Genomic DNA, 14,075 nt, shown 5'->3' with positions numbered 1-14,075 from the left:
TCCACACCGAACCGGAAGGCCCTCACCTGTTCAAGATCCCTCAGCCGAGACCTGGCTCACCCGTCCACAACCTCCCCGGACAGAACAGCTAGGCGTCGTCGCCGAGGACCGGCTCGGGGAGGGTGCCCGCGTTGTGCTCCAGCAGCCGCCAGCCGCGCACGCCCTCGCCGAGCACCGACCAGCAGCAGTTGGAGAGGCCGCCGAGGCTCTCCCAGTGCGGGGCGTGGAGGCCGAGCAGCCGGCCGATGGTGGTGCGGATGGTGCCGCCGTGGCTGACGACCACGAGCGTGCCGTCCACGGGCAGCTTCTCCACGTGCCGCAGCACGACGGGCGCGGCCCGGTCGGCGACCTCGGTCTCCAGTTCGCCGCCGCCGCGGCGGACCGCCTCGCCGCGTTTCCAGGCGGCGTACTGATCACCGTGGCGGGCGATGATCTCCTCGTGCGTCAGCCCCTGCCAGACGCCCGCGTAGGTCTCGCGCAGGCCCTCCTCGCGGGTGACGTCGAGGCCGGTGAGCAGGGCCAGCTCGGCGGCCGTGTCCACGGCCCGGGTGAGGTCCGAGGAGACGATCGCGTCGGGGCGCAGGGAGGCCAGCAGCCGGGCGGCGCGGCGGGCCTGGCCCACACCGGTCTCGGTCAGCGGCACGTCCGTGCTGCCCTGGAAACGGCGCTCCACGTTCCACGCGGTCTGGCCGTGCCGCCACAGGATGACGCGGCGGCCCCGGTCCTTGCGGTCACTCACCTCGCCGGTGGGGCTCATCACCACTCCCCGCCCGGTTCCCGGTCGGCCTCGGCCGCCTGGAGCTTGGCGTGCTCCTCGCCCTTGCCGCGGGTGGCCTTGGCGTCGGCGGGCAGCTCGATCTCGGGGCAGTCCTTCCACAGCCGCTCCAGGGCGTAGAAGACACGCTCCTCGCTGTGCTGGACGTGGACCACGATGTCGACGTAGTCGAGCAGCACCCAGCGGGCCTCGCGGTCGCCCTCGCGGCGCACCGGCTTGGCGCCGAGTTCCTTCTGGAGGCGCTCCTCGATCTCGTCGACGATGGCCTTGACCTGGCGGTCGTTCGGCGCGGAAGCGAGCAGGAAGGCGTCCGTGATCGACAGGACGTCGCTGACGTCGTAGGCGATGACGTCATGGGCGAGCTTGTCGGCAGCCGCCTGGGCGGCGGTGTTGATGAGCTCAAGGGAACGATCGGTGGCGGTCACTGCGTGGCTTTCCGTCGGCGGTCACTGAGCCTCAAGGGTCTCACGGACGGACGGGGGCACCCCACGTGATGAAGGGCATCACGGGGGCGCCCCGGAGCGGTCAGGAACCGGACGGCTTGTAGTCCTGGCCCAGGACCACCGAGACGTCGGCGCCCGAGGAGACCGAGCCCTTGGTGACGGAGCCCGCGGGCAGGCCGAGGGTCTTGGCGACCTCGGTGGCGTTCTGCTTGTCCGAGGTGTCCTGGTAGACGACCTTCGAGGCCGCCTGGGTGCCGCTCCCGCTGCCGCCCTCCAGGAAGGTGAAACCGCCGTTGAGGAGTACCACGCGGGCCTGCTCGGTGTCGTCCTTGACCCCGGTGGCGTTCTGCACCGAGACCCGGACCGCGCTGCCCGCGTCGGGGCTCTTGGCGGCGCCGCCCAGGATGTCCTTGACCACGCTGTCGCTGGTCTGGGCGCTGAGCGTGCCGTCGGGCTGCACCGGCAGCAGGGCGGTGCTGTAGTCGCCCTCCTTGGCGAGGTCGGCGAGCTTGGCCAGGAAGGCGCCGAGGTCCTTGTCGGTGAGCGAGGGGTCGAGGATCTGCGCGAGGCTCTGCACGGTGACCGTGGCGTCCGACGCGTCGGTGGAGATCTTGCGCAGCACGCCCTGCATGACCTGCCCGAACCGCTCCAGCTGGGCGTTCTCCGATTCGCCGGGAGCCCGGTAGGTGGCGTAGGCGACGGCCATCTTGCCGCTGAGGGTCTGGTCGCTGCCCTTGGTGACGAGCGGCTCGGTGCCCTTCTTCTTGGCGGACGGGTCGGGTACGTCGGTGTCGGTGTCGATGTCGATGTCGCCGACGAGGTCGACGAGGTTCTGCAGGTAAGGGGTGTCCAGTCGCCAGGTGCCCTGGATGTCGGTGCCGAGGACGGTGTTCAGCTGGTCGCGGGTGCCCGAGGAGCCGTCGTCGTCCACGGACTTGGCGAGGGTCGTGGTGGAGCCGTCGTCGTCGGTCAGCGCGAGGGAGTTGGGCAGCAGGACGGTGCTGCCCCGCTTGGTGGTGGTGTTGTCGACCAGCAGCACCGTGGAGGTGCCGCGCTTGCCGGTGTTGTGCAGATGGACGACGATCACGTCGCGCTTCTGTGCGCCGACCGGCGTGGCCGCGCCGGCACCGGAGGCGGAGGAGGACAGGAAGGGCAGCTTCCCGGCGTACCAGAGGTAGCCGACGCCGCCGACGGCGACGAGGGCGAGGACGACGCCGAGGGCGACGAGCCGGCCGCGGGCGCGGCGGCGGGCCTCCTCGCGGCGCTCGGTGCGGTTCTCGGTGAACTTCAGCCAGTCGATGACGTCCTCGGAGTCGCCGTCCGGCTCCTCCACGAACGCGAACTGCTCGGTGTGGTAGTCCGGTTCGCCGTCCGTGCCGTCCGTGCCGTCAGCGTCGTCCGGGTCGTCCGGGTTTCCGCTCGCGAGTTCCGCGTACGGGTCGGGCCGGCGGGCGTCGGGCGGTCCCGCCTGCTGGGGGATGTGCGCGGTCTGCTCGGCGACCCGGGGCTGCTGTCCGCTGCTCGCGGCCTGCCCGTAGGGGTCGTACCCGGAATTCCCCCCGTGCCCCGCGGCCTGGGAGCCGTAGGGGTCGTAGCCGCCGTAACCGTCGTTCGAGGGGTACGACGGGACCTGCGGCTGCTGTCCCGTGCCGTAGGACCCGTACGGCTGCGCCGGCTGCTGGGTGCCGGTGGCGTAGGGGTCGTAGCCGTGGCCCTGCGGCTGGGCATAGGGGTCGTAGGACCCGCGCGGAGCCTGCTGCGCCGGAACCTGGCGGTAGACGGGCTGTCCGTACTCGTCGTAACCGACGATCTCGTACGGTCCGGCTCCGTGGCCGGCGTCACCCGCGTCGTATCGGTCGTTCACCGGTGCCCCTCTCGGCTCACTCGCCGCGGTACAGCTCGCGCTTGTCGATGTAGCGCACGACTCCGTCCGGCACCATGTACCAGATGGGGTCGCCCTTGGCGACTCTCGCACGGCAGTCTGTGGACGAGATGGCGAGCGCCGGAACCTCGACCAACGAGACCCCGCCCTCGGGCAGTCCCGGGTTGCTGAGGTGGTGGCCGGGCCGGGTGACGCCGATGAAGTGCGCGAGGGAGAACAGCTCCTCGCTGTCGCGCCAGGTCAGCAGCTGGGCGAGGGCGTCGGCACCCGTGATGAAGAACAGGTCGGTGTCCGGGTTGAGGGCCCGCAGGTCGCGCAGGGTGTCCACGGTGTAGGTGGGGCCGCCGCGGTCGATGTCGATGCGGCTGACGGAGAACTGCGGGTTCTCGGCGGTGGCGATGACCGTCATCAGATAGCGGTCCTCGGCCGGGGAGACCTGGCGGTGGGACTTCTGCCACGGCTGGCCGGTGGGCACGAACACCACCTCGTCCAGCTGGAACCGCGCGGCGACCTCGCTGGCCGCCACGAGGTGCCCGTGGTGGATCGGGTCGAAGGTGCCGCCCATGACACCCAGGCGCCGCTTGCCGGGGCGGGCGGGGCCGTGGCCCGGCCGGTGCCGGCGGTACTGCGGCTGGTCGACCGTGCCGGCGGCGGTCTCGTACACCGGGCCGGTAGGCATGTCCTGCTCTCCCATGCGTGCAGACCCTACCGGCCCGGTCTTCGGCGTCCGGCCGGGGCCGGTCCCCGGGCTCAGCGGTCGCGGTTGAAGCGGGTGGTGATCCACAGCAGCAGAAGCAGGATGAGGAGGGCGGCGCCGCCGGTGACGGCGGGGTTCAGGCTGTCGTGGTGGCCGCCCTCTTCGGCGGCGAGGGAGATCAGCGGGGCTGCGGCGCTGGTGAGCATCATCTTCGACAGGACCTATCGCGTGTGGGCGGGATAAAGACGTCGGCTCATCGTATGCGGGCGGCCCTTCGGCGATCACGTCGACTCCGCCGTTGGGGAGCGGGGGTCCGGGGCCTGGAACTCCGGGCGGGTGTCAGTCGTCCTTCTGCCTGTAGCCGCGCAGCAGGAACCAGGCGGTCAGCGCGCAGCCCAGGATCATCACGATCAGGACGATGCGGAGCAGGTCTCCGCCACCCCCCTGCTGCTGGGCGGCGCTCGCCGCGGCCTCGGTCAGCCGGGCGGCTGCGGGGTGGTGCTCCATGGCGTGGACTCCTTCGGCTGTCTGCCCGTCCACGGTATCTCCGCCTAGGCTGAACCCCGCCTCGGGGGCTCACCGGCACTCAACGCACTTGGGGGAAGACATGCACGACGGCGATCGGCAGGACGGGCACGAGCGGGTGCCCGGCAGGCAGCGGACGCGTTTCCCGGGGATCTCCTCGCGGGCGTACGAGCATCCGGCCGACCGCAGCGCACTGGTGGCGCTGCGCAAACTCAGCGGATTCGACCAGGTGTTCAAGGCACTCAGCGGACTGCTGCCGGAGCGGAGCCTGCGGCTGCTGTTCCTGTCCGACTCGGTGCGGGTCTCCGAGCGGCAGTTCGGTCATCTGCACGACATGCTGCTGGACGCCTGCTACATCCTGGACCTGCCGAAGGTCCCGCCGATGTACGTCACGCAGGACCCGCAGCCGAGCGCGATGTGCATCGGCCTGGACGAGCCGATCACCGTGATCTCCACGGGTCTGGTGGAGCTGCTGGACGAGGAGGAGATGCGGGCGGTCGTCGGGCACGAGGTCGGACACGCGCTGTCCGGGCACTCCGTGTACCGCACCGTCCTGCTGTTCCTGACGAACCTGGCGATCAAGGTCGCCTGGATCCCGCTGGGCAATCTCGCGATCATGGCGATCATCGCCGCGCTCCGGGAGTGGTTCCGCAAGTCCGAGCTGTCCGCGGACCGGGCCGGGCTGCTGGTGGGCCAGGACGTACGGGCCTCGATGCGCGGCCTGATGAAGATCGCGGGCGGCAACCACCTGCACGAGATGAACGTCGACGCGTTCCTGGAGCAGGCCGAGGAGTACGACGCCGGGGGCGACCTGCGCGACTCCGTGCTGAAGATCCTCAACGTGCTGCCGCGCTCGCACCCGTTCACCACCGTGCGCGCGGCCGAGCTGAAGAAGTGGGCCGGTTCGCGGGACTACCAGCGGATCATGGACGGCCACTACCCGCGCCGCGACGACGACAAGGACGCCAAGGTCAGCGACTCCTTCCGCGAGTCCGCGGCGAGCTACGCGAGCGACGTCAAGGACTCCAAGGACCCACTGATGAAGCTGGTCACGGACCTGGCGGGGGGCGCGGGCGACCTGGGCGGCCGGGTCAGGCGCGGCTTCGACGGTTTCAAGAGCCCGCCGCCCGCGAAGGGCGGACCGGCCCCGGCGGCGGAGTAGGACGGGCGAGGTCCGGAGCCCTGCCGGGCCCGGTGGGAGCCCGGCCCGGTCCCCCGGCAGGGTCCTCAGACCCTGGGCTGCGCCCCCGTGGCCAGCGTGCCGCACAGCGCGGCGGGGCTGTCGGTCCGGTACGGGTCGGTTCCCGCGGGGGTGCCGGGGCGGGGGGTCTGGCCCGCCAGGAGGGGGCGCAGGTAGGACGTGGCGTCCTCGGCGCAGGACAGGGGACCGGCCTCGACGTAGGCCGTGATCAGCTGGACCTGGCGGGTGCGCAGGTCGTCGCGGGTGAAGCGGAAGGTCACGGCGCGGCGGACGGTGAAGAGGGAGACGGGCGCGCTCACGGTGCCGGTGGGGCGCAGGGCGTAGACGAAGGTGTGGTCGGCGCTGACCTCCAGGGTGGCGGGGTCGGCCTCGGTGACCCGCAGATCGCCCTGGACGCGGATCCGGTCGTCGGCCAGCCGGTCGCGGGCCGGGTCGAGGCGCACCAGCCAGCCGGTGGGGGCGTGCCGGCCGTCCGCCGCCGGGCGGGCGAAGCTCTGGTCGAACTGGGCGAGCTGGTCGGAGTCCACCAGCGCCCGCGCGGGCGCCGCCGTGCGGCCGGTGAGCACCTCGGGATACAGCGAGGAGCGCACGATGTAGTCCTTCGCCGTGGTCAGCGCGGTCACGACCTGGCTGTCGGAGAAGTGTGCGGTGCCCCGCGCGGCCGGCAGCGGGATCCCCTCGGCGCCGACCTCGAACTGCGCGGCCGGGCTGTGCGCGTACAGCGTCTCCGCGGCCGTCCCGCCCGGCACCCCGGCCCGCGGGGCGAGCGGTATCACCGTCATCCGCAGGGGCTCGGCGGGCCGTGGGGCCTCGGCCGAGTCGTAGGGGTGGCGGACGCCCATGTAGACGGCGGTGCCGAAGGCCACGGCGATCAGCAGGACCAGGATCATCGCCTGCCGGACGAGCCCCCGGTGCAGCGGCCTGCGGCGCACGGCGGGCGCGTGGTCGGCCATCCGCTCCTCGGCGGAGTACTCCTGGAGGCGGGCAGCGCGCACGAACGACTCGTCGAACACGACGGATCGGTATTCGTCCTCGGCACCGCCGGGGCCGCCCTCGGGTGCCCCCTCCGGTGGGTCTCCAGGCCCGCCCATACTTTCAGAGTGGGTTCCGTGAGCCCCGGGTAAACGCCCCGCTCCACCAGAACTTCTGACAAGCCTTCGCCCCGGGCGGCGCAGCGGCCGGTCAGGGCAGGTGGGGCACCGCCGACACCTCAGGGCGGACGGGAGCCGCCGTGGGAGCCCGGTTCTGGCCGGTCGTGGTGGGCGGCGGCAGCTGGTCGCGGCTGCCCGAGGAGGTGCCCCGGTAGACCGCGGCGAAGGCCAGGGCGACCATGCCGACGCCCATCACCACGGCGAGCACCCAGGCCACGGGGCGGTGCCAGCGGACCTGCTTGCCGTGGCCGTCGAAGGGGCCGCGGTCGAGGGCGTGGACGTCGTCCAGCTCGTCCAGGTCGTCGTCCGGGTCGGCGCCGAGATCGGCGCCCCCGTACCCGTCGTCGTAGCGCTCGCCCCGGGCGCGGGCGCGGCGGGCCTGCTCGGAGGCCTCGGCTCTGGCCTCGGCGGCGGCAAGGAGGCGCTCGACGGCGGACGGCTCATGGACCGTGGCCGCCCGTACGAAGGCCTCGTCGAAGACCACGGAGGCGAACTCTTCGTCCGACACCCCGCGGTCGTGGTCGTCGTCGGGCTCCCAGCCGTCAGGGAACGGCGTGCCCCCCACGTCCTCCGGCACACGACCAGAGTAGACCTGGGGGGTCAATTTGGGCAGACGGTACGGAAATTCATCCACCTGTCGAGACGCCCCCCGGCCGGCCGCCGGGGCGCCGTCCCGCCCGCCGGATCAGCGGCGCACGTGCCCGTCGCCGGTGACGATGTACTTGGTGCTGGTCAGCTCCGGCAGGCCCATCGGGCCCCGGGCGTGCAGCTTCTGCGTGGAGATGCCGATCTCCGCGCCGAAGCCGAACTGGCCGCCGTCGGTGAACCGGGTGGAGGCGTTCACGGCGACGGTGGTGGAGTCGACCAACTGGGTGAAGCGGCGGGCGGCCTGCTGCGAGGTGGTGACGATCGCCTCGGTGTGCCCGGAGGTCCACAGCCGGATGTGCTCGACGGCCTTGTCGAGGGAGTCCACCACGGCGGCGGCGATGTCGTACGACAGGTACTCGGTCTCCCAGTCCTCCGGGGTGGCCTCGACCACGGTGGCCTTGGAGTCCTTGGCGTGGGCCATGACCCGCTCGTCGGCGTGCACGGTGACGCCGGCCTCGGCGAGGGCGTCGAGGGCGCGCGGCAGGAAGGCGGCGGCGATGTCCTGGTGGACCAGGAGCGTCTCGGCGGCGTTGCACACGCTGACCCGCTGGGCCTTGGAGTTGACGAGGATGTCGATCGCCATGTCGATGTCGGCCTGCGCGTCGACGTAGACGTGGCAGTTGCCGGTGCCGGTCTCGATCACGGGGACGGTGGACTCGCTGACCACGGTCCTGATCAGGGAGGCGCCGCCGCGCGGGATGAGGACGTCGACCAGGCCCCGGGCGCGCATCAGCTCGCGCACGGACTCGCGGCTCTCCCCCGGCACCAGCTGGACCGCGTCGGCGGGCAGCCCGGCGCCGCCGACCGCGTCCCGGATCACCCGGACCAGGGCGGTGTTGGACTCGTAGGCGGAGGCGGAGCCGCGCAGCAGGACGGCGTTGCCGGACTTCAGGCACAGGGCGGCGGCGTCGGCGGTGACGTTCGGGCGGGCCTCGTAGACGATGCCGACGACGCCCAGCGGGACGCGGACCTGGCGCAGGTCGATGCCGTTGGGGAGGGTGGAGCCACGGACCACCTCGCCGACCGGGTCGGGCAGCCCGGCCACGTGGCGGACGTCGGCGGCGATGGCGCGGACCCGCTCGGGGGTGAGCGTGAGCCGGTCCACGATGGCCTCGCTGGTGCCGTTCTCGCGCGCCTTGGCCACGTCCTTGGCGTTGGCCGCCACGATCTCCCCGGCGCGCACCTCCAGGGCGTCGGCGATGGCGAGCAGCGCGTCGTCCTTCGCGGCGCGCGGCAGCGGCGCGAGGTCGGCGGCGGCGGCCCTGGCCCGGTAGGCGGCCTGGGTGACCGGGGACATCGAGTCGTACGGCGAGAGCGTGGTCATGGGGGAAGGGTAGTGCGCGGTGCGGAGCCCTTCCGCGTACGTTTCACACCCCGAGACGAAAACGCCGGTAAGGGATCAGAAGGGGTGGACCCCTACGGGTGTCGCGGGCGGCGGCCCGTAGCCCTCGGCGATGCGCTGGTGGTACGTCTCACGGTCGATGACCTCCAGGCCGACGATCTCCCACGGGGGCAGTCCGGCGCTGAGCCGGTGCTCGCCCCACAGGCGCAGGGCGACGGCGGCCGCGTCATGCAGGTCGCGGGCCTCCTCCCAGTACCGGATCTCGGCGTGGTCGCTCGCGTATCTGCTGGTCAGCAGGAAGGGATGGTCGTGGGCCAGCTGTTCCAGGGCCCGGCGCAGATCCGTGAGGGGGACGCTCCCGCCGGCCACGCTGAGGGTGACGTGCCACAGTCGGGGCAGGTCCCTGGGTTCCTCGTAGGTGTCGCCGGCCGCGACGCTCGTCAGGGCACCTCGGGTGGTACCCCCAGGGCGCACTCGTCTCACGACGGCCTCCTTCACCCAAGTGCTCGGAAACATGTCTCGCACACAAAGTTGAGCAGGCCGTAAGGCTTCGCGGGGCGGTTTTACGGAACGTCCCCCACCGGAGACCCGCGGGTGCGCCCCGCTGTACGAGTGTCACCCGTGCAGGAGCACCAGGTCGTCCCTGTGTACGACCTCGCGTTCGTACGCCGGGCCCAGCTCGCGCGCCAGCTCGTGGGTCGAACGCCCGATCAGCCGCGGGATCTCCTTGGCGTCGAAGCTGACGAGCCCCCGCGCCACCGCGCGGCCCCTGGTGTCCCGCAGTTCCACCGGGTCGCCGGCGCTGAACTCGCCCTCCACTGCCGCGATCCCGGCGGGCAGCAGCGACTTGCGGCCCTTGACGACCGCGTCCACGGCGCCGTCGTCAAGGGTGAGCGCGCCCTGCGGGGTGGAGGCGTGCTGGAGCCACAGCAGCCGGTCGGCGGAGCGCTTGCCGGTGGGGTGGAAGTAGGTGCCGGTGTCGCCGCCGCCGAGGGCGACCGTCGCGTGCACGGCGCTGGTGAGCACCACCGGGATGCCTGCGGCGGCCGCGATCCGGGCCGCCTCGACCTTGGTGACCATGCCGCCGGTGCCGACGCCGGACTTGCCCGCGCTGCCGATCTCCACACCCGCGAGGTCGGCGGGGCCGCGTACCTCGGCTATCCGGGAGGTGCCGGGCCTGCTGGGGTCGCCGTCGTAGACGCCGTCGACGTCCGAGAGGAGGACGAGCAGGTCGGCGTGGACGAGGTGGGCGACGAGGGCGGCGAGCCGGTCGTTGTCGCCGAAGCGGATCTCGTCGGTGGCGACGGTGTCGTTCTCGTTCACGATCGGCAGGGCACCCATCGCGAGCAGTTTGTCGAGGGTGCGCGAGGCGTTGCGGTGGTGGGCGCGGCGGCTCATGTCGTCGCTGGTGAGCAGGACTTGACCGACGCGCAGGCCGTAGCGCGCGAAGGAGGCGGTGTAGCGGGCGACGAGCAGGCCCTGGCCGACGCTGGCGGCGGCCTGCTGCCGGGCGAGGTCCCGGGGGCGGCGGCGCAGCCCGAGCGGCGCGAGCCCGGCGGCGATGGCACCGGAGGAGACGAGGACGACCTCCTTCTCCTCTCCCCTGCGGCTCTTGGCCAGCACGTCCACCAGAGCGTCCACGCGGTCGGCGTCCAGGCCGCCCGCGCCGGTGGTCAGAGAGGAGGAGCCCACCTTGACGACGATCCTGCGGGCCTCCACCACGGCCTGCCTCGCGCTTGCCACTTGCCTGCCGTCCCTTTCGCCCGTGTACCGGCCCCGTGCTGCGCAATGTACGCGACCCGGGACCTTCGGCGCGCTCCGGTTTCGGTGGGCGGACGCCCGCCGGTCACCTCACGCGTCGAGCGGCGGGGCCGGAAAACCGAGGGAATTCGGGATCGCGTTTCCTTTCACGGTGTCCGTGAACAAGACGGGGCGCGGCGGCGAAATGCCGGTCACCGTTTCCTTTCCCGGCCCTTCCGGGGTGGTTCGATTCGCGATGTTCGATCGCAGACGCCTCGTGCAAACGGAGGTGCCGCCATCGGAACGGCGGCCGTTCCCGCCGGCCGGGCCGGCCCGTCCCGGACAGTGCCGGGAACGCCCTCGGCACCACGCGCCTCCGCGGTTTCGGCCGCGGAGTGCCCGGTGGTGTCGAATCCACCACATCCGGGTCCCGTCCGTGGACAGGGGCACACGGCATCCGCACCGCGGAGTCCGGCGGCACCTCCACGGGGCGGGATGACCGGATCGCCCGGTTCGCCTTCGCCGAGGGCGGTGTTCTCACCGAGGACTCACCTTCTTCTCTTACCCGGTGTGCCCCGGGGAGCGGGGCCGACCGCACCACCGCGGCGACCGCTCCGGCCGACGACCGGATCACCCTCGGCCGCCGGGCCGGCGGCGCCTTCCGCGTCCGCCCGCTGGGCCTCGTCGGCTCCAGGCCGGGCCGGGCCGCACCCCCCTCGTGGACGCCGCCGCCCGGCCCGGTGGCACCCGCCCTGCGAGAGCCCGGGGCAGGGCCGCCCGGACCCCGGACCCGGCCGACCTCGGCACGGCCCCGCCGTGCGGCGGATCCGCCCGCCGGTCTCCGGCACCGGCTCGCGCGAAGGAGCGGGCCTCTTGCGGCGGAGCGGGCCTCTTCCGGCGGAGCGTGCTCGTCCGGCCTCGGGGAAGGCGTGCTCGCGGGTCCCGGACGGCCCCGATCGGAGCGCCCCCGCGGGCGCCCGTGAGCCTCGCCACACCCGGTCCGCCCGGTCCCGCGCGGCCGTACGGTGAGACCATTCGGAGGGGCACGTTAGGGTAGGGTTAAACGCCCCTTAACCTCGCACTCCTTGTGCCTCTCGCCCCCACGCCGCACCGGCACCGGGAGGCGGTTGAGAGTCTGACCGACAGTCCAGGAGCCCCAAGCATGCCCGTAGCGAATGGAAACGCTTCGCCGAAAATAAGCGTTGTCGTCCCTGTCTACAAAGTCCAGGGATATCTGCGTGCGTGCTTGGACTCCATTCTGTCCCAGTCCTTCGAGGACTTCGAGATCGTCGCCATCGACGACCACTCCCCCGACTCGTGCGGGAAGATACTCGATGAATACGCGGCCCTCGACAGCCGCGTCATACCCGTGCATTTCGAGGAGAACCGGGGCATCGGAAAGGCGCGCGACGCCGGTGCCCTGAAGTCCCGCGGCGAGTACATCCTCTTCCTCGACAGCGACGACACGCTGGCCGAGGGCGCGCTCCAGGCGATAGCCGACCGCCTGGAGGTCACGGGCGACCCGGACATCCTGCTGCTCAACCACGTCCGCACCTACTGGAACAACCGCGTCCAGGCGAGCGCGGCCGGTGAACTCCTCGCGAGCGCGGGCACGGACGTCTTCACGGCCCTCGAACGGCCCGACTTCCTCACCATGTTCGCCGTCGTCTGGAACCGCGCCTACCGCCGCGAGTTCTACGTCGGCAACAACTTCATCTTCACCGACGGCATCTACGAGGACGCGCTCATGGTCTACAAGACCATGCTGACCGCGGAGCGCATCGCCGCCACCGACCACGTCTGCGTCGAGTACCGCCAGCGCCGCCAGGGCAACTCCATGCGCACGCCCGGCCGCAAGCACTTCGGCATCTTCCAGCAGTACGCCCGCCTCTTCGAGTTCCTCGACGAGCGCCCGCACCTGGAGTCCGTGCGCGCCCTGCTGTTCGAGCGCGCGGCGAGCCACTACCTGTTCACGCTGGCCCGCGAGGACCGCATCGTCCCCAAGGACCGCGCGGAGTTCTTCAAGCTCGCGGCGGCCTCGTACAAGCGCTACAAGCCCAAGGGCTTCGTGCTCCCCGAGGGCTCCCAGGGCGTCCGGTTCCAGCTGCTGGAGCGCGGCTCCTACACGGCCTACGCCGCGGTGACCGCCGCCGGCAACACCCGCCGGCAGGTCATCCAGCGCGCCACCAAGGTCAAGACCAAGCTCGGCAAGACCGCCTACAACCGGCTGTACCGGCTGCACCTGCGCCGCCCGGTGGACGAGAACCTCGCGGTCTACGCGGCCTACTGGAACCGCGGCGTCGCCTGCAACCCCGCGGCCATCTACCACAAGGCCAAGGAACTCGCCCCGAACGTGCACGGCGTGTGGGTCGTGCGCCGCGACATGGTGGACAACATCCCCGCGGGCGTCGACTACGTGGTGGCCAACTCGCCGCGTTACTGGGAGGTCATGGCCCGCGCCAAGTACCTCGTCAACAACGTCAACTTCCCGAACAACATCGTCAAGCGCCCCGAGCAGGTCTTCCTCCAGACCCACCACGGCACCCCGCTGAAGCAGATGGGCATCGACCAGCAGAAGTACCCGGCGGCGGCGAAGAACATGAGCTTCGCCAAGATGCTGGAGCGGGCCGACAAGTGGGACCTCAGCCTCACCTCCAACCAGCACTCCACGGAGAACTGGGAGCGGGTCTACCCCTGCGCGTTCGAGGCGATCGAGTTCGGCTACCCGCGCAACGACGTCTACTTCCGCACCGACGGTGACGGCGTCCTGCGCATCCGCCGCGAACTGGGCATCGAGGACGGCAAGAAGGCCATCCTGTACTGCCCGACGGTGCGCGACTACCAGAAGGGCTACGTCCCCCGCATCGACCTGGAGCGTTTCTGCTCCGAGCTGGGCCCGGACTTCGTCGTCCTGGTGCGCACGCACTACTTCTACGGCGCCGACCCCCGCCTGGAGGCCCTCCAGGAGCGCGGTCTGATCAAGGACGTGTCGACGTACCCGGTGGTGGAGGACCTCTGCCTGGCCGCCGACGCGCTGATCACGGACTACTCGTCCATCATGTTCGACTACGCGTGCCTGGACCGCCCGATCGTCACCTACGCCGACGACTGGGAGGTCTACCGCAAGGCCCGCGGTGTCTACTTCGACATCCTCTCCGGCCAGCCGGGCGAGACCCCGGGCGCGACCGCGACCGACGAGGACCAGCTGATCGAGGTCTTCCGTTCGGGTGCCTGGAACAGCGCCGAGGCCGCCGAGCTGCGGGCCGCGTTCCGTGAGCGCTTCGTGCAGTTCGACGACGGAAACGCGGCGGAGCGTGTGGTGCGCCGTCTCTTCCTCGGGCAGCAGGAGACCACCCCCGCGGTGCTCCCGCTGGCGGACCGGACGCCCGCGCCCGCGCCGGGGGCCCTCGCCAAGGCCCGCATCCCGCGCCAGCCCTCCGGTGAGCACGGCCTCATCGACGCCTGAGCCCGGCCGCACCGGCGCCCGACGTGCAGAACGAGAGAGACGAACACCTGATGGCTTCCCGCCCCACCATTTCCAAGGCGGTCATACCGGCGGCGGGTCTCGGCACCCGCTTCCTGCCGGCCACCAAGGCCACTCCCAAGGAGATGCTGCCGGTCGTCGACAAGCCCGCGATCCAGTACGTGGTCGAGGAGGCCGTGTCCGCGGG

14 protein-coding genes are annotated in these 14,075 nt (G+C 71.7%); 3 read left to right on the top strand and 11 right to left on the bottom strand.

Going from position 1 to position 14,075, the window contains the following annotated elements; all coding sequences use genetic code 11:
- Positions 1–88: 88 nt before the first annotated feature.
- The 6 genes from ACWDD7_RS36990 to ACWDD7_RS36965 form a co-directional block, all read right to left on the bottom strand.
- Positions 89–757: a histidine phosphatase family protein gene (locus tag ACWDD7_RS36990; RefSeq protein ID WP_351876130.1), complete on the bottom strand. Its 669-nt coding sequence runs from the start codon at positions 755–757 to the stop codon at positions 89–91.
- The gene (rsfS, locus tag ACWDD7_RS36985; protein ID WP_450460629.1) at positions 757–1,200 is read right to left on the bottom strand and encodes a ribosome silencing factor; all 444 of its coding nucleotides are present in this window, start codon (positions 1,198–1,200) and stop codon (positions 757–759) included. The genes ACWDD7_RS36990 and rsfS overlap by 1 nt, the downstream gene beginning before the upstream one ends.
- A gap of 100 nt (positions 1,201–1,300) precedes the next feature.
- Positions 1,301–3,082: a LytR C-terminal domain-containing protein gene (locus ACWDD7_RS36980; RefSeq protein WP_450460628.1), complete on the bottom strand. Its 1,782-nt coding sequence runs from the start codon at positions 3,080–3,082 to the stop codon at positions 1,301–1,303.
- Between the two features lie 16 nt (positions 3,083–3,098).
- The gene (nadD, locus tag ACWDD7_RS36975; protein ID WP_351876123.1) at positions 3,099–3,794 is read right to left on the bottom strand and encodes a nicotinate-nucleotide adenylyltransferase; all 696 of its coding nucleotides are present in this window, start codon (positions 3,792–3,794) and stop codon (positions 3,099–3,101) included.
- A 56-nt stretch (positions 3,795–3,850) separates the two neighbouring features.
- Entirely contained in the window at positions 3,851–4,006 is a 156-nt protein-coding gene (locus ACWDD7_RS36970) for a hypothetical protein (RefSeq protein WP_450460627.1), read from the bottom strand.
- Between the two features lie 130 nt (positions 4,007–4,136).
- The gene (locus ACWDD7_RS36965; protein ID WP_351876118.1) at positions 4,137–4,304 is read right to left on the bottom strand and encodes a hypothetical protein; all 168 of its coding nucleotides are present in this window, start codon (positions 4,302–4,304) and stop codon (positions 4,137–4,139) included.
- A 100-nt stretch (positions 4,305–4,404) separates the two neighbouring features.
- Here ACWDD7_RS36965 and ACWDD7_RS36960 point away from each other — a divergent pair, with 100 nt between their 5' ends.
- Complete coding sequence (locus ACWDD7_RS36960; protein ID WP_450460626.1) at positions 4,405–5,484, top strand: M48 family metallopeptidase; 1,080 nt, start codon at positions 4,405–4,407, stop codon at positions 5,482–5,484.
- A 65-nt stretch (positions 5,485–5,549) separates the two neighbouring features.
- Here the strand turns inward: ACWDD7_RS36960 and ACWDD7_RS36955 are convergent, their stop codons facing one another.
- From ACWDD7_RS36955 to proB, 5 genes are all read right to left on the bottom strand, one after another.
- On the bottom strand, positions 5,550–6,614 hold the full coding sequence (locus ACWDD7_RS36955) for an SCO2583 family membrane protein (protein WP_450460625.1): 1,065 nt from the start codon (positions 6,612–6,614) through the stop codon (positions 5,550–5,552).
- A gap of 91 nt (positions 6,615–6,705) precedes the next feature.
- On the bottom strand, positions 6,706–7,251 hold the full coding sequence (locus ACWDD7_RS36950) for an SCO2584 family spore wall biosynthesis protein (RefSeq protein WP_450460624.1): 546 nt from the start codon (positions 7,249–7,251) through the stop codon (positions 6,706–6,708).
- A 108-nt stretch (positions 7,252–7,359) separates the two neighbouring features.
- Positions 7,360–8,646: a glutamate-5-semialdehyde dehydrogenase gene (locus tag ACWDD7_RS36945; protein WP_351876107.1), complete on the bottom strand. Its 1,287-nt coding sequence runs from the start codon at positions 8,644–8,646 to the stop codon at positions 7,360–7,362.
- A gap of 75 nt (positions 8,647–8,721) precedes the next feature.
- On the bottom strand, positions 8,722–9,147 hold the full coding sequence (locus ACWDD7_RS36940) for a hypothetical protein (protein WP_412825700.1): 426 nt from the start codon (positions 9,145–9,147) through the stop codon (positions 8,722–8,724).
- A 132-nt stretch (positions 9,148–9,279) separates the two neighbouring features.
- Positions 9,280–10,407 (bottom strand): glutamate 5-kinase, encoded by a 1,128-nt coding sequence (proB, locus tag ACWDD7_RS36935; RefSeq protein WP_450460623.1) that lies wholly within the window; start codon positions 10,405–10,407, stop codon positions 9,280–9,282.
- Between the two features lie 1,159 nt (positions 10,408–11,566).
- Here proB and ACWDD7_RS36930 point away from each other — a divergent pair.
- Positions 11,567–13,870 carry a bifunctional glycosyltransferase/CDP-glycerol:glycerophosphate glycerophosphotransferase gene (locus tag ACWDD7_RS36930; RefSeq protein ID WP_450460622.1) on the top strand — a complete coding sequence of 768 codons (2,304 nt, stop codon included), beginning with the start codon at positions 11,567–11,569 and terminating at the stop codon, positions 13,868–13,870.
- Positions 13,871–13,920: 50 nt separating this feature from the next.
- Positions 13,921–14,075, top strand: a 155-nt coding sequence (locus ACWDD7_RS36925; RefSeq protein WP_381887661.1) for a sugar phosphate nucleotidyltransferase, incomplete at its 3' end; no start/stop codon positions are given.

The organism is Streptomyces sp. NPDC001056 (genome assembly GCF_053598955.1).
The sequence above is the reverse complement of the archived record's forward strand: the minus strand, read 5'-3'. Positions and strand labels throughout refer to the sequence as shown.

What these genes read in the sequence shown, in the direction of transcription:
- ACWDD7_RS36990 (WP_351876130.1), bottom strand. Translation starts at nt 757, where the DNA reads ATGAGCCCCACCGGCGAGGTGAGTGACCGCAAGGACCGGGGCCGCCGC.
- nadD (WP_351876123.1), bottom strand. Translation starts at nt 3,794, where the DNA reads ATGGGAGAGCAGGACATGCCTACCGGCCCGGTGTACGAGACCGCCGCC.
- ACWDD7_RS36970 (WP_450460627.1), bottom strand. Translation starts at nt 4,006, where the DNA reads ATGATGCTCACCAGCGCCGCAGCCCCGCTGATCTCCCTCGCCGCCGAA.
- ACWDD7_RS36965 (WP_351876118.1), bottom strand. Translation starts at nt 4,304, where the DNA reads ATGGAGCACCACCCCGCAGCCGCCCGGCTGACCGAGGCCGCGGCGAGC.
- ACWDD7_RS36960 (WP_450460626.1), top strand. Translation starts at nt 4,405, where the DNA reads ATGCACGACGGCGATCGGCAGGACGGGCACGAGCGGGTGCCCGGCAGG.
- ACWDD7_RS36955 (WP_450460625.1), bottom strand. Translation starts at nt 6,614, where the DNA reads ATGGGCGGGCCTGGAGACCCACCGGAGGGGGCACCCGAGGGCGGCCCC.
- ACWDD7_RS36945 (WP_351876107.1), bottom strand. Translation starts at nt 8,646, where the DNA reads ATGACCACGCTCTCGCCGTACGACTCGATGTCCCCGGTCACCCAGGCC.
- ACWDD7_RS36930 (WP_450460622.1), top strand. Translation starts at nt 11,567, where the DNA reads ATGCCCGTAGCGAATGGAAACGCTTCGCCGAAAATAAGCGTTGTCGTC.